Origin of the sequence: Comamonas sp. Z1 (genome assembly GCF_008121555.1) — a bacterium.
GTDB lineage: Bacteria > Pseudomonadota > Gammaproteobacteria > Burkholderiales > Burkholderiaceae_C > Comamonas > Comamonas thiooxydans.
On the sequence record NZ_VOQT01000035.1, the window covers coordinates 1 to 22293 of the forward strand.

Annotated in this window: 21 protein-coding genes and 1 pseudogene; 10 read left to right on the top strand and 12 right to left on the bottom strand. The window is 55.3% G+C overall.

What is annotated here, in order from left to right; all coding sequences use genetic code 11:
* Nucleotides 1-126: 126 nt before the first annotated feature.
* Nucleotides 127-225: pseudogene (locus tag FSY45_RS26620) on the top strand (IS3 family transposase); the annotation flags it as partial.
* Between the two features lie 253 nt (nucleotides 226-478).
* Here the strand turns inward: FSY45_RS26620 and FSY45_RS26625 are convergent.
* From FSY45_RS26625 to FSY45_RS26660, 8 genes are all read right to left on the bottom strand, one after another.
* The gene (locus FSY45_RS26625; RefSeq protein ID WP_034350260.1) at nucleotides 479-1528 is read right to left on the bottom strand and encodes a DMT family transporter; all 1050 of its coding nucleotides are present in this window, start codon (nucleotides 1526-1528) and stop codon (nucleotides 479-481) included.
* 38 nt (nucleotides 1529-1566) lie between these two features.
* Entirely contained in the window at nucleotides 1567-1938 is a 372-nt protein-coding gene (locus FSY45_RS26630) for a hypothetical protein (RefSeq protein ID WP_046462226.1), read from the bottom strand.
* 59 nt (nucleotides 1939-1997) lie between these two features.
* Entirely contained in the window at nucleotides 1998-5141 is a 3144-nt protein-coding gene (locus FSY45_RS26635) for an efflux RND transporter permease subunit (protein WP_003081359.1), read from the bottom strand.
* A gap of 15 nt (nucleotides 5142-5156) precedes the next feature.
* Nucleotides 5157-6275: an efflux RND transporter periplasmic adaptor subunit gene (locus FSY45_RS26640; protein WP_003081355.1), complete on the bottom strand. Its 1119-nt coding sequence runs from the start codon at nucleotides 6273-6275 to the stop codon at nucleotides 5157-5159.
* The gene (locus FSY45_RS26645; protein ID WP_003081354.1) at nucleotides 6272-6763 is read right to left on the bottom strand and encodes a hypothetical protein; all 492 of its coding nucleotides are present in this window, start codon (nucleotides 6761-6763) and stop codon (nucleotides 6272-6274) included. The genes FSY45_RS26640 and FSY45_RS26645 overlap by 4 nt, the downstream gene beginning before the upstream one ends.
* Nucleotides 6764-6879: 116 nt before the next feature.
* Complete coding sequence (locus FSY45_RS26650) at nucleotides 6880-8064, bottom strand: TolC family protein (protein WP_080554097.1); 1185 nt, start codon at nucleotides 8062-8064, stop codon at nucleotides 6880-6882.
* Between the two features lie 188 nt (nucleotides 8065-8252).
* On the bottom strand, nucleotides 8253-8606 hold the full coding sequence (locus FSY45_RS28000) for a hypothetical protein (protein WP_034350255.1): 354 nt from the start codon (nucleotides 8604-8606) through the stop codon (nucleotides 8253-8255).
* 192 nt (nucleotides 8607-8798) lie between these two features.
* Complete coding sequence (locus FSY45_RS26660) at nucleotides 8799-9509, bottom strand: cation diffusion facilitator family transporter (RefSeq protein WP_003062571.1); 711 nt, start codon at nucleotides 9507-9509, stop codon at nucleotides 8799-8801.
* Between FSY45_RS26660 and FSY45_RS28570 the strand changes: the two genes are divergently transcribed.
* Entirely contained in the window at nucleotides 9396-9653 is a 258-nt protein-coding gene (locus FSY45_RS28570) for an integrase core domain-containing protein (RefSeq protein WP_369346160.1), read from the top strand. The two genes, FSY45_RS26660 and FSY45_RS28570, sit on opposite strands and share 114 nt — an antisense overlap.
* On the opposite strand, the gene FSY45_RS26665 is transcribed toward FSY45_RS28570, so the two are convergent.
* Nucleotides 9639-9983: a DUF4148 domain-containing protein gene (locus tag FSY45_RS26665; RefSeq protein WP_003055069.1), complete on the bottom strand. Its 345-nt coding sequence runs from the start codon at nucleotides 9981-9983 to the stop codon at nucleotides 9639-9641. The genes FSY45_RS28570 and FSY45_RS26665 overlap by 15 nt on opposite strands.
* Before the next feature lie 296 nt (nucleotides 9984-10279).
* On the opposite strand from FSY45_RS26665, the gene FSY45_RS26670 reads away from it, so the two are divergent.
* Entirely contained in the window at nucleotides 10280-10564 is a 285-nt protein-coding gene (locus tag FSY45_RS26670; protein ID WP_003062225.1) for a heavy-metal-associated domain-containing protein, read from the top strand.
* Between the two features lie 13 nt (nucleotides 10565-10577).
* Here the strand turns inward: FSY45_RS26670 and FSY45_RS26675 are convergent, their stop codons facing one another.
* Both FSY45_RS26675 and FSY45_RS26680 read right to left on the bottom strand, forming a co-directional pair.
* The gene (locus FSY45_RS26675; RefSeq protein WP_046462227.1) at nucleotides 10578-12008 is read right to left on the bottom strand and encodes a heavy metal sensor histidine kinase; all 1431 of its coding nucleotides are present in this window, start codon (nucleotides 12006-12008) and stop codon (nucleotides 10578-10580) included.
* The gene (locus tag FSY45_RS26680) at nucleotides 12009-12692 is read right to left on the bottom strand and encodes a heavy metal response regulator transcription factor (RefSeq protein WP_003062229.1); all 684 of its coding nucleotides are present in this window, start codon (nucleotides 12690-12692) and stop codon (nucleotides 12009-12011) included.
* Nucleotides 12693-13057: 365 nt separating this feature from the next.
* On the opposite strand from FSY45_RS26680, the gene FSY45_RS26685 reads away from it, so the two are divergent.
* The 5 genes from FSY45_RS26685 (at nucleotide 13058) to FSY45_RS26705 (ending at nucleotide 20179) form a co-directional block, all read left to right on the top strand.
* The gene (locus FSY45_RS26685; RefSeq protein WP_003055077.1) at nucleotides 13058-14965 is read left to right on the top strand and encodes a copper resistance system multicopper oxidase; all 1908 of its coding nucleotides are present in this window, start codon (nucleotides 13058-13060) and stop codon (nucleotides 14963-14965) included.
* Between the two features lie 25 nt (nucleotides 14966-14990).
* Complete coding sequence (locus FSY45_RS26690; RefSeq protein WP_003055078.1) at nucleotides 14991-15962, top strand: copper resistance protein B; 972 nt, start codon at nucleotides 14991-14993, stop codon at nucleotides 15960-15962.
* Between the two features lie 110 nt (nucleotides 15963-16072).
* Complete coding sequence (gene copC, locus FSY45_RS26695) at nucleotides 16073-16459, top strand: copper homeostasis periplasmic binding protein CopC (protein WP_003078546.1); 387 nt, start codon at nucleotides 16073-16075, stop codon at nucleotides 16457-16459.
* A 4-nt stretch (nucleotides 16460-16463) separates the two neighbouring features.
* On the top strand, nucleotides 16464-17390 hold the full coding sequence (copD, locus tag FSY45_RS26700) for a copper homeostasis membrane protein CopD (protein ID WP_003071641.1): 927 nt from the start codon (nucleotides 16464-16466) through the stop codon (nucleotides 17388-17390).
* Between the two features lie 377 nt (nucleotides 17391-17767).
* On the top strand, nucleotides 17768-20179 hold the full coding sequence (locus tag FSY45_RS26705; RefSeq protein WP_229228786.1) for a heavy metal translocating P-type ATPase: 2412 nt from the start codon (nucleotides 17768-17770) through the stop codon (nucleotides 20177-20179).
* Nucleotides 20180-20493: 314 nt separating this feature from the next.
* On the opposite strand, the gene FSY45_RS26710 is transcribed toward FSY45_RS26705, so the two are convergent.
* Nucleotides 20494-21318 (bottom strand): SprT-like domain-containing protein, encoded by an 825-nt coding sequence (locus FSY45_RS26710; protein WP_003055094.1) that lies wholly within the window; start codon nucleotides 21316-21318, stop codon nucleotides 20494-20496.
* Between the two features lie 85 nt (nucleotides 21319-21403).
* On the opposite strand from FSY45_RS26710, the gene FSY45_RS26715 reads away from it, so the two are divergent.
* Both FSY45_RS26715 and FSY45_RS26720 read left to right on the top strand, forming a co-directional pair.
* Nucleotides 21404-21619, top strand: a complete 216-nt coding sequence (locus FSY45_RS26715; protein ID WP_003055097.1) for a DUF2191 domain-containing protein — start codon at nucleotides 21404-21406, stop codon at nucleotides 21617-21619.
* A complete protein-coding gene (locus tag FSY45_RS26720) occupies nucleotides 21619-22005 on the top strand; it encodes a type II toxin-antitoxin system VapC family toxin (RefSeq protein ID WP_003055100.1) in 387 nt (128 codons plus the stop codon). Before FSY45_RS26715 ends, FSY45_RS26720 begins: the two co-directional genes overlap by 1 nt.
* Nucleotides 22006-22293 lie beyond the last annotated feature (288 nt).

Below are 22293 nucleotides of genomic sequence, written 5' to 3' on the forward strand. Positions count from 1 at the left end.
GCGGCGCTTCTGCGGCCCCAGCACCTCTACGTTCGTTAGATTTTTAGGACTAGGCATAAATACAGTCACAAGACTACCTCTTAGGTTAAGAGGGTTTACCTGTCCTCAGATCAATGGGGCCGCTCCAATGCGTACATTCGTTGGTACAACGAAAAACGTATCAAGGTATCTCTGGGACGTTTAAGTCCTGTGGAATACCGGCACAAACTTGGCCTAGCCGCATAAAACCAGTCCAAGTTTTTATCCGCACCCTCGGCGGGTCAGTTTTGCGTGGAAATTAACAGCGATCAATTACAGACGGGATCGCCGCTGCAATTTCTATCATTTCTACAGTAACTCAGTGGAAACTTCAAACAAAGCTCCCAGGGCCAGTCATCGTCGCAGCAGCTTCAGTTGTTGGCCTTGTCATCTATCAACTAGATCATTGACATCGTAAGGCGAGTGCGGTTCACGCGTGTCGGCACGCTGAATCTGCACATCAGTGTTTGTGTTCGTGCTGATGATGGAAATCTGGGAAATGCTCATGGTTGTGCGTCGTAGGCTCATGAGTGTGCAAATGTGCATGCTTACCCGTTGGCATCGACCCGTCCGCGTGGACATGCTGATGATGCTCATCATGTTCATGTTCATGACTATGTTCTAGCAACTCATGGGTGTGCTCGTGCTGATGGGTTTCAGTAAGGTGTAGCCAGACCCCGATACCCATCAAAACGCCAGCAACGAGCAATCGAGGCGATGCAGGCTCTCCCAAGAAAGCAATGGCCAGCACGGCTCCAAAAAACGGCGCGATGGAGAAATACGCCCCTGTGCGAGCTGTACCCAGATAGCGCAAGGCGATCACGAACAAGACCAAGCTCGTGCCATAGCTCAGGAAGCCAATCACCGCCCCCAAAGCCACGACTCCTGGTGACGGCCAGACTGCACCAGTTGCCAGAGCCAACAGCAAATTGGTAGCGCCGGCAGCCAGGCCCTTCATCATGGCAATGAAGGAGGCATCCGCAATCGACACCTTACGGGTCAGGTTGTTATCAATGGCCCAGGACAGACAGGCACCGAGCACTGCAAGCGTGGGCCAAAGACTGGCAGTGCTTGTTTGACTCGGCCAACTGAGCACGACTGCACCAGCGACGATTGCCACCATCCCCAAGGCGATGCGGCGATCAAAGTTTTCTTTGAACACAAACCACGCGAGAACGGCAGTCAGTACGCCCTCGGCGTTGAGCAGCAAAGATGCGTCGGTCGCAGCCATCCCAGACAAGCCTGTCATCAAAAGCAGCGGCCCCATCATGCCGCCTGCTATGACGGCTGCAGCCAACCACCCCATTTCATGCCGCTTCAGGGCGACTGCAGGAGCTTTCGTAATCAGCCTGTAGATCAGCAGGCCGATACCAGAGCCGAGGTAGAGAATGCCTGCCATCAACCAGGGACTGGCATGCTCCAGCAGCATCTTGACTGCTGGGGTACCTGCACCAAACAGAACTGCTGCGCTCAGTGCGGCCACAACTCCACGGTTTGCCAGAACATTCATAGCTACCTCGTCTTACCTATGCTTTGTCGAGCTGGGTATTACTTGACCGAAAAACGCACGGTGACAGTTTGGCCTTCAACGCCGGTGATTGCTGCAACAACTTTGCTGCCCTTGGCAACCTTGATACCTGTTGCTTCAAGTTTGTTGCCACCGGCAGGCTTGATGTCGGCTTCAGACTTTTCCGCACCATTGAGCACGGTCAGTTTTCCGCCCATCTTGCTCACGTCAGCAGGATCGTCGTGATCGATTACGTAGATGGCAGCACCATTGGCTTGTGGAACCAGTTCAAAGGACAGATCGCTGGCCGATTGGACAATGCCGCCGTGCTGAGGCTTGGCAGTGCCATGCGCGGTGGCGTTCATGCTGATCAGAGAAAGGCCCAGGACAGCTGCAGACAGCAGTTTTTTCATAACTATTCCTAGCTAAAGCGAGGCGCATCAAGGGCTGCGCCTCAAAGCCCGTAATTGCTTTAAAACGCTTCTTGCTGCTCAGGCGTGCCTTCGGCTTCTGGATTTGAAGCCAGAAGCTTTTCGGTGGCCGTTCGACCAAATGCCAGGTACATCAGTGGAGTCAACAACGTATCTAGGAGCGTGGAGCTCACCAAACCACCGAAGATGACCACCGCAACTGGATGCAAGATTTCCTTGCCAGCAGCATCGGCAGACAGCAGCAAAGGCGTCAGGGCAAACGCAGCTACCAGCGCAGTCATCAGCACAGGTGTCAGGCGCTCCAGTGAGCCGCGGACAACCATGGACTGGCCGAACTGCTCCCCTTCAAACTTGCAGAGGTTGATGTAGTGGCTCACCTTGAGGATGCCATTGCGAACTGCAATGCCTGTCAAGGTAATGAAGCCCACCATGGAGGCCACGGAGAGCGTGATTCCCGAAAGCCACATTGCAATCACACTGCCCACCAGAGCCAACGGGATATTGGCCATGATGATCAAGGCCAGCGTCGTGGAGCGGTAGCGTGTGTAAAGCACCAGGAACACCAAAGCCAGAGACATCAGCGATAGCCACGCAATCTTTTGCGCAGCCTGCTCCTGAGCCTGGAACTGCCCCTCCAGAGAGATGGAGTTGCCTGTCGGTAACTGGGTGCGATCTATCGCCGCACGAATGTCACGCACGATACGACTCATGTCTGAACCGTCCGTGTTGGCATAGACCACGATGCGACGACGACCGTTTTCCCGGCCAATCTGGTTGGGTCCATCCGTCTCGGAGACCGTCGCAATCGCTGAGACAGGAATCCTGCCAGCCGGCGTGTCGATCAGGGTTCGAGCCAGGTCTTGCGGGCTGCGACCTTCATCGGGCAAACGCAACACCAGTTCGTAGCGACGAGGGCCATCCACGATCTGTGCACCATGAGCACCATCCGTCAGCGCTTGCAGCACACGAATAGCCTCCCCGGGAGCCAACCCCACCTGGGCGGCTTTCTGATGGTCAAGACGCACAGTAATCTGAGGAATCAGCACTTGCTTCTCGACGGTCAGGTCAACCAGGCCAGGGATGCTTGAAAGACTTTGGCGCATCTGCTCGGCCAAACCACGCAGCGTGTCGGTATCGTCACCAGAAATTTTCAGGGCGATCTGAGCGCGAACACCGGACAGCAAGTGATCCAGGCGGTGAGAAATCGGCTGGCCCACAGCAACTTGTGCGGGCAGCACAGACAGCTTTGCGCGAATATCGGCCATCACGGCTTCACGATCACGCTCGCTGCGCTTCAGATCAACGTCGATCTCTGCAGAGTGAACCCCTTCCGCGTGCTCGTCCAGCTCAGCCCGGCCTGTTCTGCGCCCAACCTGGGTGACCTCGGGCACCTCCATGATCAAGGTCTCAGCCAAGGAGCCCATTCGATTGGCTTCTGCCAATGACGTCCCCGGATTGAACACCATGCCCAGAACCAGCGAGCCTTCATTGAAGGCTGGCAGGAACGCTCTCGGGAAGAAGGGAACGCTGGCCAGTGCAATCACTACTGCAGCCAAGGCCGTAGCCATCAGCGCTTTGCTTCTTGGGAAAGACCAAGCCAGCAGCTTTTCATCCCATTGCTTGAGGCGTCTGACGATGGGGCTGTCCCCATGATCAATGCGCTTCATTCTCGGCAGGAGGTAGGAACACAGTACCGGCGTCACCGTCATCGACACCAGCATGGAAGCCAGAATGGAGATGATGTAGGCGATGCCCAGCGGCGAGAACAAGCGGCCTTCGACCCCTGGCAGAGCAAACAGCGGCACGAACACCAGCACCACGATGGCCGTGGCATAAACGATGCCGGAGCGAACCTCCACGCTGGCTTTGCGCACAACCTCAAGCGTCGGCATCGGGTGCTCCTGCTCCCGGTTTTGCTTGAGTCTGCGCAGAATGTTTTCTACGTCCACCACCGCATCGTCAACCAACTCGCCAATGGCAATGGCAAGTCCGCCCAAGGTCATCACATTGATGGATTGTCCCAGCCAGTGAAATACCAGCGCCGTGGCAGCCAGCGACAGTGGGATCGCGACCAGTGAGATCAGAGTGGTTCTGGCTGAGAGCAAGAAGGCAAACAGAACGATGGCGACCATGATGGCTCCATCACGCAGTGCCTCTGTCACGTTGCCAATGGAGGCTTCAATGAAATCCGCCTGTCGGAACAAGGCTCTTGGTTCGTTGATGCCTTCAGGACGGCCCTTGCTTAGTTCACGAAGCGCTTGCTCGATGTCACGCGTCACGCGAACGGTATCGGCTTCAGGTTGCTTCTGAACGCTGACGATGACCGCAGGAGAGCCGTTGTAACCACCGTCACCGCGCTTCATGGCCGGAGCAAACCGGACATTGGCAACCTGCTCCAGGCGGATTGGACGGCCATCTCGCCAGGCCACTGCAGCGGACTGCAGGTCCTCGACCTTGTTGGTACGCCCAATGTGGCGGATCAGATATTCCCTGCTATTGAGGTCTATGAAACCGCCGCCTGCGTTGCCTGCAAACCCCTTGAGAGCCGCTTCCAGCTGAGAAAGGGTGACGCCGAACTGAGCCATCCTGGCGGTGTCAGGCTCGACACGCAATTGACGTACTTCACCCCCGATGGGAATGACTTGCGAAACACCTTGGACAGCCAACAAGCGAGGACGCAGCACAAAGTCTGCATACTCCCGTGCCTGCATGGGTGTTGCGGCCGATGCGCCTTTTTCGCCCACATTCAAGGGCAAGGCCAGCAGCATGACCTCACCCATGATGGAAGACACAGGGCCCATCACCGGCACCACATCAGCGGGAAGTCGCTCGCGTACGAGCGCAAGCCGCTCCGCCACCAACTGGCGATTGCGGTAGATGTCAGTTCCCCAGTCAAACTCGGCATAGAGAATCGACAAACCGACCCCGGACATGGAGCGCACGCGAGTGACCCCCGGCATGCCATTCAATGCTGTTTCAATGGGGAAAGTCACCAACTGCTCGACTTCTTCAGGGGCCATGCCCCCGGCTTCGGTCAGAACAGTGATTAGAGGTTTGTTGAGGTCCGGGAAGACATCAACAGGCGTTTTGACCGCTGTGATGATCCCGTAGACCATCAATATCGCAGCGAACGCCAGCACAAACAGCCGGTTATGCAGGCTGTTACGAACAATCCAGTTGAACATGTGTCACCTCACAGTTCAGCGGATTTGTGCGATCAGCGCCGCACCTTGAACCACGACCCGGTTTTCATCGCCAAGCCCCTTGGTAACGACGATCCGGTTCGCATCCAACGCTTGGTACTGCACGGGCTGAGGGATATAGCGCTCTGCACCTGACTTGATCCAGACGACAGGCTCATTGGCAGGGTTGCGAGTAATCGCCTGTGCGGGAAGAACAAAGCCTTTGACACTTTGCTTGGAGTTGGCAATCACGGTGACAGGTTGGCCAATAGCAATCGGTAGCTGTTGAGTGCCATCGGACGCAACCGCCTTGAAGGTCAATGGCAACACACCGTCACGCAAGCTTCGACCAGCACCAATGAGCTCCAAACGGACTCCCGGCGTCGCTTTGATCGTTGCTGCACTGATGTTGGCTGCTAGAGCAGGATCGGCCGTTGTGGCCTCCACCATGACCTTGGCTGGATCGGTAATCTCAAACAAGACATCCTTGGATTCGACAACCTGACCGAGCACCACATTGGCGCTGGCGATGACACCCGAAACCGGTGCGACAACGTTTTCCTTGGCAGCAAGTCCGCCACCGATTGCGCTTTCACGTGCCCTCAGGCTTGCAAACTCTGTCTGAGCCGCTTCAATCTCTTTGCGTGGGACAGTGCCTTCAAGCCCTTTGAGTCGCTCCACACGCTTTTGCGCAATTTCGCGGGCACCTCTGAGCTCGGCCAACTGGGCACGCTGTCCTGACAAGGCAAGTGGATCTGCGTGATGGGCTACGACCGCCAGGACCTCCCCTTTACGTACAGTCTTGCCAGCAAACGGCAAGCCTTGGGATCCGGCCTCAATCTTTCCGCCCACAACCGTCTGAACCAGGCCGCTTGCATTGGGGTCCGCGATGACTTTGGCTGGCAGTTCGGTGGTTGCGCTTGCTTCGGACATCAGGGCAATTTCCGTGCGAATTGCCAATCGACGCTGGGACAACATGGGCACATTGACGCTGCCATCAGGCAGACGACTCAAACCTGCTGCCGATGGAGCGGCCGAGGCGGTATCCAGATGCTCTCCGTTGGGGCCATGAGCGCCCGGAGAGGCTTGAGCCATGGTGACGGCCAAGACCGCAGACATGATGACGATGCGTTTCATTGGGCGCCTCCCTTTGCTACCTTGCTGTTAGAGCCACGGCCCAAGAGCCATCCCAATCCACCCACTGCGGCCAATGCCGCAATTGCCAATGCGCCAAACAGCAAAGCGTTTTCATCTCCATGAGCATGGGTGGCCTCAGCTGCAGCTTGGGTCGCCCCGACTTCCAAAGTGCCGTCCAGCAGGTCAGACTCTTTGCCATCCAGAATCGTGATCACCAGCGCGTGTGACCCTTTCTTGCCGAGTTCTGCCAAGAACTTCTCGTCAGCCACGGCATAGTCGCCCTGGTCCGAGTGATAAGGCGCAGGGGCTTTCAGTTGACCCAGCTCGACTTCCACCTTGGCTTGATCCACGGGTTCATTCGTAGCGAATCGATTAATGAACATCGAAAACTCACCGCCCTGCAGGCGACCAACCAGCTCGTAGTCTTCGGACTTAGCCTCGAACCTGGGTGCAGAAGAAGTGGCTCCTGCCGTAGGTGCTGCGTCCAAATGCTCTCCATTGGGACCGTGTGCACCAGGGGATGCCAAGGCGATCCCTGTAGTAAGGGCGAAGCCACCCAGTAAGAGCAAGCGCTTCACGGCGCAAGGAGTTGAAAACGGAGAATTCATGGCAGTTGTCCGTAGGCTTGTTGAAGACGTGCACGTGCGAGGCCAAATGCAGCCTCCTGCCGAGCAGCGCTGTAGTCGGCTTGAGCTGCGGCACTGGCTGCGCGCAGAAGCTCTGGGAGCGATGTCTCGCCTGCATTGAAGGCGGCACGAATCAGCTTGGCTCGTTCGTTAAGCAACGCGGCTTTTTCACGCTCGGTCTGCAACTGCAACTGACTTGCCGCTGCTGCAGCCTTGGCGCTTTCCATGCGAGCAGACAACTGAGCACGAAGCACCTGTTCCTTGCGCTGAGCTATGTCCAGCTCGGTCAAGGCGGCAGCTTGCAAGGGTGCATTTCTATCGTCTGTGCCGAACGGAATACGCACAGCAAGGCCCAGGCTGTAGGCGGAACCCTGACCATGGCCTGGAATGTCTTGCCTGAACTTGGTGATCAGCTCTGGAGCACTGCGATTCGATTTGGCAACCAAATCCAAACGCTTACGTGCCAGGTCTACTTGCTGTTCTGCACGCAACAGTTCGGGATGCTCAGCCAACTGGCGAGGAGATGGGCTTTCAGCACTCGCAAACGTAGCGTCAGGTGTTTGGGCCAATCCTGTCAGGGCTGTCCACTGGCGCTTTGCTGCTTCAAGCTGGGTTTCAGCCTGTGACTGAGTTGCTTGTGCGCTTAAAAGCTCCCCCTTGGCTGCCAAGGCATCTGCTCTTGCCAGATCACCGGCTTTCACACGTTTATCCACGTCTGATGCGATGGCCGCAAAAGTGCTGGTCTGCTGCTTTGACAAAGATTGGCTGGCCTGCAACTCAGCAATCTGCCAATGCAACTCACGGACAACCTCTGCAACACGCAGTTTTCCCTCAGTTTCAGACAACTGAGATAGAGATGACAACGAATCTGCGGCTTGTTGCTTGGCGCTTTTCTGGCCGGGAAGCCAGAGCGGCACCGCCAAAGCTACTTCAGTCTCGCGAGCGCCATTGTTGCTTTGCAGGCGGTCATTGCGGTGGCTCAACTCCACTGAGGGAGGTGCAGCCCAAAGAGCACTTGATGCTTGCTTTTCTGCGGCTGCCTGCCGAGAAATGCCTGCAGCCTCAGCAGAGGCAACGGCGCGGCTCCAGGCCGCCTCAACGGCAGTCGCCAAGGTTGTTTTTTGAATGTTGCTGCTCGATTTTGGCGCAGCAACGCTTTCCATTGGCTGTGCGTACGACGTGCACGCCAACGTCAGCCCTGCAAGAATGCAGAGCCTCCATTTAATTTTGGGGTTCACAAAGCCTCTAAATGCTCTGGGTACATAGCAATACCGTCGCGAGGTACTGCGACAGATCTGACATGCACGAACGAAGGGATGGCTTCAGACGGATGAAGCCGACCTAAAGAGAGCTAGGCTGTGAGTCTGGGAGGCCGTCGAAGACCTTCCAGGATCGGATGGGGGAGCATGGAATCGACGACCGGGCAGAGTGGAGAGCTTACCCAGTCGGGCACCGGAACACTCAAGGTGAAAGCTTCAACCGCTGCAGATGGCATCCCATTGGCCATCATGTGCAGTTTGGAGTCAGAGGAGTCATCGAGCTCCACGGCACCATCATCATGGTGGTGGTGGCCTTCCTCTTGAAGATGCATCGCCGCATGCTCAAGCGCTTCATGTGACGCGAAGACAGGCATCTGGCCAGCCACAGCAAGGGCTTGCCAGAAGACGCTCAGCATCACGAAGAACATGGCCAGACGGCGTGTCATAGTTCAGAAATTATATGTGGAAGGTATCTCCCACAATCTTTGTGGACGCTGCGAAATTGTTTGACGCACGGCCAGACCAGTATTGCTCATACTGACTGAATTTGCGTAACGCTTCCACTGAGGCAGAAAGCTGCCGCTCAATGAAAAGTCACGAGAGTCTGCTTCCGGCGAAAGCAGCGGCCAAGCAAATGCTTATATGAGTGCCGTTGATGAGTTCAGTGGATTCACTTCCACTGAAACATGCGCTAACTCCTCATGAATAGTGACAAGTTGGCGGATGTAGTCAGGGGTGACTTCAGAGTTTCCTTCTACGGCAATGACGGCGGCATATTTCCCTTTGCCCACCCGCCAAACGTGCAGGTCCGTGATGACAGCCCGATATGGACCTTCGGCGATGGATTCTCGAATTTCTTCGGCCACTGGTGCATCCATCTCGGCATCCAGCAAGACTCGACTGCTATCACACAACAGACCCCACGCCCAAATGGCGACTAGAGCCGCACCGACGATGCCCATCAAGGGGTCCAGCCAACCAAAACCCCAGTGTATTCCACCCAGCAAAGCAACGATGGCTAGCACCGAAGTAGCGGCATCCGCAAGGACGTGAAGATAGGCTGAACGCAAGTTAAGGTCGCCATGATCTGAGTTGTCGTCGTGGTTGTGCCCATGGTGATCATGGCCATGATGCTGATGCTGATGGACTAAGGGCCAGAGTTCCTTGCCCACGCAGTAAAGCGATGGGCGCAGAGCAAGGGTAGGAACCTTCGCCACATTCAGCGAGGCACGCCGATCCAGAACGCTTACGTCGAACGCTTCAACAGGTCCTGCCGAACGGAGGTGCTCGACTGCGATGTCTATGGATCCGTACAGGAAGTCCGGTCTAGGAACGAGGGCTGGCAGCATTTTTACAACCACTATCGTTTGCACGAATCGTTGAGCCGAAGACCGCCGGTCGCGTATTTTGTTAAAAGTTTCACCAACCTCTGCTTTTATGTCACACAGGAAAGCGAGGGGGCTTCACACTCAGCGTGTTTAGTTCGCAGTTGATTGCATGCGAGCATCCCGTTCAGCTGTTGTTTCATTACGCATTTCGTTGATAACTTGCTCGCGGGTTTTGCTCGATCCAGTCTCGGGAGTACCACTTGGGAAATTGCTTTCACCGTAAGAAAGGCGGCCTTGCTTCATGGCGGCTTCAGTCTCGGCCTTGACTTGAGCTCGGGTTTTCTGGCTTACAAAGTGCTCCGGATGCACGATCACGCCTTGTTCATTGTTGGCTGGATGCTCATAGCCTGCGGACGCAATTCCAGGAAGAGCCAGTGTGATAACAGCAGCAACGCTTGCGAGTACAGAGGAAATGGAGATGCGGTTTTGAGACATGGTTGGCTCCTAAGAAAGTTGATGAACACATCTCCTGGGCCTTGATCAAGGTGAGGAGAAGATGGGTTGATCTTAGGAAGCAGAGCCCAACAAAAACAGGACTGTCCGGTGACATTGTTGTCAGCTTTTTCGCGGCAGTTCTTATCCCAAATCTGTACACCAAAAGCCCAAAGCGAAAAGTGAAGACCAACCTAGTTGGTGTACACCGCGTGCTCCAGTGCTTGTGCAGACAGACACTTGACATTCACATGATGTGAAGGATGAAACTTTAGCCACAAGCTTTAAAGGAGTACGTAATGGCTATTTTTCGCATCAATGACATGAAATGTGGTGCCTGTGCCGCGCGGATTCAGCGCTCCATTTTGGCAATCGATGATGAAGCAAAGATCGGAGTGAATGCGCGAGATAAAACGGTGCAAGTCTCCGGCGATCTGAGCGACACCGACTACGTGTTGGCTATCCAGGCCGCTGGATACACTCCAGAATTATTGGCGTTAGCAGAAGCCGAGCAGGCAAATGCTGAGAAGCCGCAGACGAAATGCTGCGGCTCCACTTCAGCCAAGACATCTTGCTGCGGATAGTGTCTTCTTGCTTTCAAGAAAAACCTGTTTTCTGATCTACTGAGGAAGTCGGCTGCGGAGTGGGGAATTTCAAGGTGAAGCGAGTTCGTCCATCGGCTGAAGTGGCGGTAATGGAGCCTCCATGAGCTTCGACAATTGCTCGGGTGATTGCCAAACCCAATCCGCTACCGTCTGAGTCCGGATGAGCCCTAGAGGGGTCTGCTCGATAGAAGCGGTCAAATAACCTGGGCAAGACTTTGGGATCAATGTCCTGTCCTGTATTTTCCACAGTGACAAGTGTCCAGGAAGCGGAGGCCGCAATGTCGATGGTGACCATGCCTGCCTGAGGCGTGTAGCGCAAAGCATTAGACAGCAAATTACTCACAGCACGATGGAACATCAGCCGATCACCATCAACGAGTCCATCGCCTTTTAACTTCAAATGAATTTGCTTTTCTTCCGCGACGGCCTCGTAGAACTCCAGCAATGCATACGCTTCTTGCTTTGCGGAAAACTGTTCCTTGCGCGGCAAGCTCACGCCCCGTTCGGTTTTGGCCAGGAACAGCATATCTGACACCATGCGAGCCAAACGCTGAAACTCTTCGGCATTCGAGGCAAGAATGTCTCTGTATGTCGCGGCATCACGCTTGGACGCCAGCACAACCTGAGTCTGGGTCAACAGGTTGCTGATGGGTGTACGTAGTTCATGGGCCAAGTCAGACGCGAAATCTGTCAGTCGCTGAAAATCGTCCTGCAACCGATCCAGCATGCGATTGAGCTCATGCGCCAAATCGGCCATTTCTACGGGTACAGCCTGGACCGGCATGCGTTCACTCATCTTCTGTCCCGTCACAACGGCCGCACGTGATTTCATCTCTCGCAGCGGTGCCAGCCCTTGTCGAGCGGCGAGCCAAGACAGAAGTGAGCACAGCAAAATTGCTGCGATCACATAAATGGCAAAGCTTGTGCGAATTCCGTTGAGGAATTGAATGTGATGCTTGGTGTCTGCTGCGATCAGTACCTTTAATGGTGACGGTGCGTAGGCCGGTAGCGTCTCAAAGCTCAAGATGTGGAATTCTGCGTCTGCATGCCGCCACACCCCAAACGATCCTTCCTTGTCGATAGAAGCCGAGTTGCGATCCGGCACTGCAAAGCCGGATGCGGGCGATTGAAATACGGTTTCTCCTTGGGCATCTTTCACCTGGACTTGAAGATCCTCGTGATAGTTCAGTGCCTCATTTAAACGCCAACGAGCATCATCGACCGACTTGGTGTTCTGGAGAATTTTCTCGATCAAATGGCGCTTGTCTTGAAGCGTCATTCGGTCCAATTCCACGAAATGCTTTTCTGTAACAACTAGGAACAAACCACCTAAGCCAAGCACTACGGCTGCCGCAACAGACGTGAAGAAAAGGGCCAAACGACTAGTTAAAGAGAGCTTTCCCTTGCGAGTGAAACGCTGCACCTATTCCTCCTCAGGAACGTCAAGCACGTAGCCCATTCCCCGTACGGTCTGGATTAGTTTGATCGAGTGGCCTTCATCAATTTTGGCTCGCAGACGGCGCATGGCCACCTCAATGACGTTGGTGTCGCTGTCGAAATTCATGTCCCATACCTGCGATGCGATCAATGAACGTGGCAGCACTTCACCATGTCGGCGCATCAGCAACTCTAAGAGTCCGAACTCTTTGGCTGTGAGGTCAACACGTTTGCCATTGCGAGATACGCGACGACGCAGCAGGTCTAGCTCGAGATCTGCAACAGTCAGAGTAGTACCTTCGTTGGCCGGATGTCCACGTCTAAGAATGATGCGAACTCTGGCGAGTAGTTCTGCGAAAGAAAACGGCTTTACCAGGTAATCATCAGCGCCGAGCTCTAGTCCTTTGACACGGTCCTCGACATGGTCCCGTGCAGTAAGAAACAGGACCGGCATATGTAGTCCTCGATCACGCAAAGACTGGAGCACCTGCCAACCATTGAGGCCCGGCAGCATAACATCCAAGATCACCAAGGAGTACTCCCCTTGCAAAGCCAGATGTAAGCCGTCTGAGCCATTTGGGACGAGGTCAGCAATGTAGCCAGCCTCGGTCAATCCCTGGCGCAGGTACTCACCTGTTTTAGGCTCATCTTCAACAATCAAAATCCTCATGTACTCGCTCCGCTGCAGTGGACGATCAAGAGTGTGCCGAGTTTGAAGCCCTCTGACATGAAGATAAGAAAAATGTAATGTTCCTGAAATCCTGGCGATAGAAAGGCCAACACTGCCTCGTTGTTCCTTCCTGGGAAGTCATCAAGCGTGGCTAGCAGAGTGAACCTTTTGACTGCATCGAAGGCATTTCTGGATAGAAGCCCTCCGTCGCACCAAACATGACGCGAGCATTACATGAATGTAATGAATGAGTCACTCCTCCGAAATTCAGCACGCCCTAGCATACTGAACATATCGAGCGCTCATTGCATCAGGCAAGCGTCGCCGAAAACGAATTTCTTGGAAGCTCTGGAGGATTTCACCTTATGCCGCGTCATTCGCCATTTTTTGTCACTCCCACTCAAGGGTTCTCTCGTCGGCGCTTCGTTCAGGGGCTGGCCGCAGGAGGCGTTCTGGCGGGCCTGTCAACGCAGTCGCTCATGGCATTCGCACAGCAGAGCTCCACAGTCCGCGGGGCCGCTCCGGTGCTGAAGGGTAACGAGTTCGATTTGGTGATCGCCGAGTCCGCCGTGAACTTTACGGGCAAGCCAGGGATGGCGACAACGATCAATGGATCGCTTCCTGCACCAACCCTGCGCTGGCGAGAGGGGGAGACGGTGACGATTCGCGTCACGAACAAGCTGCGCGAGGCCACTTCTATTCATTGGCACGGCATTATCTTGCCCTACCAGATGGACGGAGTTCCAGGCATCAGCTTTGCGGGCATTCCTCCTGGAGAGACGTTTACCTACCGTTTCAAGGTTCAGCAAAGCGGTTCCTACTGGTATCACTCACATTCAGGCATGCAGGAACTCACCGGCATGTATGGAGCGATCATCATTGATCCCGCAGGACCTGAGACTATCCGTGCAGATCGTGATCATGTCGTGCTCTTCTCTGACTGGACTGACGAAGACCCCATGCGCGTTTTCGCAAAGCTCAAGGTTCAGGGCGACTACTACAATTACAACCAGCCCACGGTCTTTGATTTCTTCCGTGATGCATCGCGTGATGGCGTGTCAGCGGCATTAGACAAGCGCAAGATGTGGAACGAGATGCGCATGAATCCAACGGATTTAGCCGACCTCTCTTCTGCGACCCTGACCTACCTCGCAAATGGCGTCACACCTGCAGGCAATTGGACTGCTCTTTTCCGTCCGGGCGAGCGTGTCCGGCTGCGCATGGTCAACGGCGCGGGCAATACCTTCTATGACGTACGTATACCGGGCCTGAAGCTCACGGTGGTTCATGTTGACGGTGTCGACGTAGAGCCTGTGACTGTCGATGAATTCCGATTCGGCCCTGGCGAAACCATAGACGTGATTGTCGAGCCACGTGATGACGCCTATACGATTTTTGCCCAGTCGATGGACCGAACAGGCTACGCACGCGCTACGTTAGCAGTGCGCGAAGGCCTGCAGGCTCCAGTCCCCGCACTCGATCCCGTCGAATGGCTGGGTATGAGCGACATGATGGGCGCCATGAGCCATGGCAGTTCTGGAGCCGACATGGACATGACCGGCATGTCTGGGATGACCGGCATGTCTGGGATGACCGGCATGTCTGGGATGACGGGTATGGCCGGGATGGCTGGTATGTCGGGGGCAATGGCCGGCATGGATCATGGTGCGATGGCCGGCATGAATCACGGTGGTATGGCGATGGACCATAGTCAGCATGTCAAGCCTGCTGGGAGCTTGGCAGTGCCCAGCACCACCGCACGCCATGCTCGCACTGAATATGGCGCAAGAACAGATATGCGAGTCGATATGGCCCGCACCAATCTTGACGATCCCGGTATCGGTCTGCGCAATAACGGCAGACGGGTGCTGACCTTGGCAGATCTGCATACACCTTCAGGTCCGATGGACTCGCGCGGTCCTGGACGAGAGGTGGAGTTGCACCTGACGGGGAATATGGAGCGATATTCCTGGTCTCTTGATGGATTGGAGTTCGGGCAATCAACGCCTGTTCACTTCCGTCACGGCGAGCGTTTGCGAGTCATCCTGCACAACGACACGATGATGACTCACCCTATGCACTTGCATGGGATGTGGAGTGAACTGGAGAGCCCTGATGGTCGATTCCTCGCCCGTCGACACACCTTGCCAGTACAGCCTGCACAACGCATCAGCTTCTTGGTGACGGCAGATGCTCTGGGGCGCTGGGCATGGCATTGCCACCTGATGTTCCACATGGATGCAGGCATGTTCCGCGAAGTCGTAGTGTCTTGAACAAACCTCACAAGGAAGATCAAAAATGTCCAAAGCACTCCCTATTCGTGCATTGTCCACTGCGCTCCTCGCTCTGGTGAGTATTGCGGCCCAGGCGCAAAGCGACCATTCATCGCATGGCCAAGCGAATATGCAAATGGAAGCACCGGCAAGCCCTGCCACAACTGCAGCTGATCCACATGCAGGTCATGGTGCTATGACTGGCAGCGCTGCAAGCGGCCCTGCGATGGATCACGGCAGCATGCAGATGCAAGGGGGATCCGCACCTCCAGATGCTCGCGACCCACATGGGTATTCCAATGGGTTGACCTTGGGATCGGGCGATTACGCGGTGCCTGGCGTCCCGCGCTTGATGCTTGCGGACGAGCATACCTTTGCCTCGCTGCGTGGTGAGACCCTGGAACGCCGTTTTTCACGCAGAGGTGATGATTCAACGGCCTATGACTTGCAAGCATGGTACGGGACCTCATACAACAAAGCTGTCTTGAAGGCAGAAGGTGACGTCGCCAAAGGAAAGCTCGAAGAGTCTCGCACCGAACTGCTTTGGAGCCGTGCTGCCACAACCTATTGGGATACACAGTTGGGTCTGCGCTTAGACAACGGCGTGGGACCTAGCCGTCAATGGCTGGCATTTGGTGTGCAGGGCCTGGCCCCTTACTGGTTCGAGCTGGAGGCCACAGCCTATGTTGGCAGTGGCGGCAGAACTGCGCTTCGCCTAAATGCAAGCTACGAACTATTGCTGACTCAGCGCCTGATCCTTGAGCCAAGAGCTGAAATGCAGTTTTACGGCAAGGATGATCCAGAGCGGCATATCGGCAAGGGCCTAGCCGAAGCATCTGCGGGCCTGCGACTGCGCTACGAGTTCAGCCGTCAGTTCGCTCCATATATCGGAGTGGAACGTGCGGGAAGTTTCGGGCGAACCGCTGATCTCGTTCGTGCCGACGGTGGCCGTGCTCAGCAAACACGTTGGGTGGCCGGTGTCCGCTTCTGGTTCTAGCCAGACCAATGTCCCCTTCCTAGTTGGCGCGTCCTTGGGAGCGCCAACTCTACAGACCTAGATTCGACATCTGTTTTCAAACCACCATCACACTTAGATAGGAGTCTCTCATGAACCGCTCAAACCTGGTCGCTAAGTTCATCGCGCCAATTGCCGCAACACTGTTCGCTTCCGCAGCATTTGCACATCCTTCGTTAGTTTCCTCCTCTCCTGCGGATAAGTCGCAGGTCGCGGCACCTGCCACGATTGAGTTGAAGTTCTCGGAAACGCTGGTTCCTCAGTTCTCGGCAGCGAACTTGATCATGACGGGGATGCCCGGAATGCCGAACCACGGCGCAATGAAGGTCAGCGCAAGCGTCTCTGGCGCTAGCGATGGCAAAACCATGGTCATTACTCCCGCTCAGACGCTTCAACCCGGTGCCTATCGCGTGGATTGGCGTGCAGTGTCGTCAGACACACACCCTATCAATGGCAACGTCACATTCCAGGTGAAGTAAGCAAATGGCCGAGGATTGGTTCACCATCGTATTGCGCCTTGCGCTGTATCTGGACATGGCTGCAGGTTTTGGCGTCGCCATGTTCAGCGTCTATGCCCTTGGCCACGACGAGCGATCCTTGGCAATTGCGCGTCGCTATCGCGTTTGCGTTGGTGTATGTGCAGTAATCGGGATTGGACTGTCAGTGATTGGCATGACAGTCCTTGCCAAGGCCATGTCCGGTGCGCAAACTTACTCCGAGTTGTCAACGCATATCTTCGAGATGCTCATCACCGGCACTCACATGGGCCTTGCTTGGTGCATTCGTATTCTTGCGCTAGCGCTTTGCATCTTGATTGCCCTAGTGAAGTTCAATCCAACGTTTCGCTTCGTTGCCATGTCCGTATCTAGCGGTGTAGCGCTGGCGACACTGGCCTGGGCTGGTCATGGAGCGATGGACGACGGAATGCGTGGATACATCCACCTTGCTTCAGACATCTCCCACCTCTGGGCAGCAGGTGCATGGGTCGGCGCGTTGCTTGCTTTTTTGATCTTAGCCACAAGTAGGGCAAATGCGACACAGGACACCGTAGCCATATTGAGCCGCACATCAAACGGCTTTGCCCATGTCGGAACTCTGATCGTTTTCGTTCTTGCAGCCAGTGGCGTAGTCAACTATGTATTGATCGCAGGGCCTTCGCTTGATCCGCTTGTTTCAACACTCTATGGTCAGTTGCTGCTAGGCAAGCTAATGCTGGTTCTCGGAATGCTTGCATTGGCAGCAGCAAATCGATTCCGGCTTAGTCCAAGTCTGGAGGCATCATTGGGCTCAGGGAATCGTGCGCAAGCAGTCTCTAAGCTACGCCAGAGCCTGTTCATGGAAGCAACACTGGCAGTTCTGGTTTTGGCGAGTGTGGCTTGGTTAGGGATTCTTTCGCCAAAAGGAATTTGAACCTTTAGATCACCCACCGACAGCTGACACGGGGACTGCACACGGAGAGGAAGGGTGCATCGCTTCGGAGGATTCATGCTTGGATGATCTCCGTGCCATGTAGTCATGACAAAGGCCACCTCAACCCCAGAATCATTTCTTGGATTGAGATGGCCACAAGCACCGTACTCAGGTTGCGGTACCTCAGAAGAGGTGGACAGAGTTATTTCTCAAGCAGATTCTGGCTTGACATTCACATGGTGTAAGAGCCAAGAATCGATCCAACATCGCGAAGGGCCATCTGCATGCAACATCATCAGCATCGATCTTCTTCAGAATCAGTAGAGTTGGAAAACACCAAAACTGACGCCGAGCCTTTGCAAGATCCTGTTTGCGGCATGACTGTCTCTCCACAGTCGGCCCATCGGATAGTTCACGAAGGACGGATCTATCGCTTCTGCAGTGACGGTTGCCAGCAAAAATTTGCTCGGGGCCCTGCGCAATTCATATCGAGTAACGAGCAGGCTGATCACGCAGGAGGGGACACAGTCTATGTATGCCCAATGCATCCTGAAGTCCATCAATATCATCCGGGGCGCTGCCCCAAGTGCCAAATGCATTTGGTACCTGAGGCCCAGTTACGCAGCTCGCACGAACATGCTCACGTGGCTGCAAGTCATTCAGATCAGAAATCGTTTGATGACTCGGGCGTGGTTCCGGGCGGAACGATCTATACCTGCCCGATGCATCCGGAGGTTCGGCAAGATCATCCCGGAAACTGCCCCAAGTGCGGAATGACCTTGGAGCCACTGATCCCGGTTGGAGAAGAGGACAACAGTGAGTTGCAAGACTTCCAACGGCGATTCTGGTGGACGCTGCCACTCACGCTGATTGTTACCACTCTGGCCATGTTCGGACACAAGTTCGGCTGGTTCACTATGCAGACCCAAACGTGGGTCGAGTTGGCACTTTCCCTGCCCGTGGTGCTATGGACGGGCTGGCCCTTTTTTGTTCGAGGCTGGCAGTCAATCATCCACCGCAGCCCGAACATGTGGACGTTGATCAGCTTGGGATCGGGAGCCGCCTTTGTCTACAGCCTCGTAGCGACGCTGGCACCCGACGTGTTTCCCGACTCGTTCGTATCCATGGGTCGTGTAGCGGTTTATTACGAGGCAGCGGTAGTCATCATTTCTTTGACCATGTTGGGGCAGATCATCGAACTGAAGGCTCGTTCTCAAACCTCGGCCGCTATCAAATCATTGCTTAGCCTAGCTCCTAAGACGGCAAGGCGTATCAATGCAGATGGCAGTGAGGAAGATGTTCCACTCAGCCACGTGCATGTCGGAGACCTGCTGCGCGTACGTCCAGGCGAGAAAGTACCCGTGGATGGCATTGTCACGGAAGGTCAAAGCGCCGTTGATGAATCGATGCTCACGGGCGAGCCAATACCTGTGACAAAGCGCGTTGACGACAAACTGATCGGCGCCACACTCAATACGAGTGGAGCTCTGGTCATGAGGTCAGAAAAGGTGGGGGCTGCCACCATGCTTTCCCAGATCGTTCAGATGGTTGCATCGGCCCAACGGTCGAAGGCACCGATGCAGCGAATGGCCGACGTAGTGGCTGGAAAGTTCGTTATGGTTGTCGTGCTAGTCGCTGTAGTCACCTTCTTCGTCTGGGGAATTTTTGGCCCAGAGCCCAGTTGGGTGTTTGGGTTGATCAATGCCGTCGCGGTACTCATCATCGCCTGCCCATGCGCGCTAGGTTTGGCCACACCCATGTCAGTAATGGTGGCCACAGGGCGCGCTGCAGAACAAGGCGTTTTGTTCCGTGACGCAGGCGCCATCGAAAAAATGCGTGAAGTGGATACGCTCATCGTAGATAAAACGGGCACCCTGACAGAAGGTCGGCCTGCATTCGATAAAGCGATTCCTGCTCCAGATTTCACGGCTGACGAAGTTTTGAGGCTTGCCGCTAGCTTGGATCAGGGTAGCGAGCATCCGCTTGCGGATGCCATCGTCCGAGCTGCACGCGAACAAGGCTTGCAACTCGCTAAACCTGTGGACTTCGATTCCGCCAGCGGTATTGGTGTACGTGGAACCGTTGAGGGGCGGCGCTTGGCATTAGGCAACACCGCACTGATGGCTCAAGAAGGCGTTTCTGTATCTTCCTTGCAAGCGGACGGAGAACGCCTGCGAGGAGAGGGTGCAAGCATCATGCATTTAGCGGCTGATGGGAAGTTCGCAGGCATCCTGGCAGTAACAGACCCTATCAAAGCTAGCACTTTGGATGCTATTCAAACGCTTCATGCAAGCGGCTTGCGAATTGTCATGGCAACGGGAGATGGTCTGACCACAGCCAAGGCTGTTGGTGCCAAGCTTGGAATTGATGAAGTCCATGGCGAAGTCAAGCCCGCCGACAAGCTAGCTCTCGTGGAGCGATTGCAAAGTGAAGGCCATGTGGTTGCCATGGCTGGTGACGGGATCAACGATGCGCCGGCCTTGGCAAAAGCTGATGTAGGTGTAGCCATGGGAACAGGGACTGACGTAGCAATGAACAGCGGTCAGATCACGCTGGTCAAGGGTGATTTGCGTGGCATTGCACAGTCACGTGAAATTTCAACTGACACAGTACGGAACATGCGTCAGAACTTGCTATTTGCCTTCGTCTACAACGGAATTGGTGTACCGATTGCTGCGGGAGTTCTGTATCCGTTCACAGGGTGGCTTCTGTCGCCAATGATCGCAGCACTCGCTATGAGCCTGAGTTCGGCGTCTGTAATCTTCAATGCACTGCGTTTAAGAAGGTAGCGGTTGCATTGGTGATTTTCAGTCTACTTACGCGGCCGTTTCGCTCAATGCCTCGGGGTCATTCATCGGGTGAATACAAGCACTGAGCTTGATGGTGCCGGACTGCTCTCAAAACGTTTGAGCGTGCCTGGGCAAGAGGCTGGGAATTATCTACTGTAGCGGGGCAGTCCAGTCGGTCCCCATACAGGAAACCGAATGATTGTCAGTTGTTCTTTCTAAGGCAAGCCAGAATGGAATGCAGGCAGATGTTAGCCAGTCCGGTCAAACGAGCGAAGTTTATGTGCGCGCTCGATGAATCTCCAGTCGTTGATGATTTATTGAACGTCAAAACTTTTTCTGCACTCACCACATATCAGCTTAATGCCCGGCTTTCCCCACACTGAGACCGGATTCTTGCATCCGCTGCAGCTGTATTTCACCCGATTGGATCTGTTGGCGGGCGTAGTAAGCACTCCGTCTTCCCCTGCAGTGGCGGCAACAGCTAAGCCCGTGGGCTTCACTGCCTCGGCGAGGGCAGGGATGCTGGCCATTGGAGGCTTGGTCCCTTCGATGCCTTGAATGTGGTTGGCCATGCTGGCTTGGCCAGCGATTACATGATCTGCAGAGGGGAATCGGTCGTACCAGCTGAGTGTGAAATTCGCGGTCAGCAGCTCGTCGCATGCAGCCAGGAAGCGGCCACCCTCGACGGCGTAGTCCGCCATGCTATCACCGGTTCGCGCACCACCAGGTTGCCCGGTAGAAGAGGGCATGAGCCCAATGCTTTCCATCTTTCGTGCCCATTCCTCGTTGTGATAGCGGCCTCGGCCTGGCTTGCCAAAGTGGTGCTGCCACAAGTGCGTCATTTCATGGACTTGGGTCTGGAGTGTTTCGATGATCGGTACGACCGCAAAGTAGGTCGGATTCATCGCGATCTCATCTGTGGTTGAGCCGTCCAACGAGGCAAAGCGAGCTGCAGAGAAGTAGCCGAAAGTCCGCTTTTCCCGCTGCAGCGTAATCAAGCAACTCGGGAGCTGCCCCCCAAACAGCCGCTCGTTGAAATGGTCGTAGGCCATCTGCAGCTCGTTGTAGGTTTCCTGCGTAGGTGCCAAGCGGGGTGAGGGCGTGGGCACAAGGTCAAGCTGGTTTGGCTGCTGGGTCATATTTGTATTGTGCAATACAAATTATCATTCGCAAACATCCCATTTGATGCGACAATGCATCAAACTTGATGTTAAAGGAGTAGCCATGAGATCGACCTTTACGATCGACGACGAAGTCGTGAACCGTGCCCGCGCTGTTGCAGCGCCCGGTATTGCTGTGCCTGAACTGGTACGCCTGGCACTTGAGACCTTCACTCGCGTCGAGGCAGGCAAGCGCTTGGCTGCCCTGGGCGGAAGCGCGCCAGACATGCCTGACGTGCCACGCCGTGGCAGCGCGGCAGAGGCAGAAGGCTCTCGCTGATGCCGGTGTCCGTTCTAGTCGATACATCGGTGTGGGTGAGGCATTTTCGGGAGGCCGACATTCACCTGCAGGAGCTCCTGTTGCAAGACAGCGTGCTGATGCATCCCATGGTGCATGCAGAGTTGGCCTGCGGCACGCCGCCAGCGCCGCGTGCCGATACGCTCGCAGCCCTGGCCATGCTGCGGCCGAGCCAGGAAGCTTCAATTCCCGAGACTTTGGCCTTCCTTGAGAAGAACAAGCTATTCGGTAAGGGCTGCGGCTTGGTCGATCTATCGCTGCTCGCCTCGACGCTAATCACACCAGGCGCTTTGCTTTGGACTGCAGATCGACGCCTTGCTGAGTTGGCCGCTCAGCTTGGCGTGGCCTATGCCATACCAACGCATTGAGAGTCGGGAAGCCCTTCTCGGGGTCGCCTCAGAAAACGGAAAATAAAGCACGCTAAGCCGGTTGCAACGGTCGTAGCGGCCTGAACTTGCCCGCGCCGATCTTGGCGCTGCTGCGCCAGAGGTAATCGCCGGTCAGGTTGATGTGTTCCCAGCCGAGCGGCTGTTAATTTCCACGCATAACTGACCCGCCGGGGGTGCGGACAAAAACTTGGACTACCAGGAGGTAGTTCATGTACTCATACGCAGACAGGATTCGTGCAGTTGAGCTTTACATCAAGCTTGGCTTGC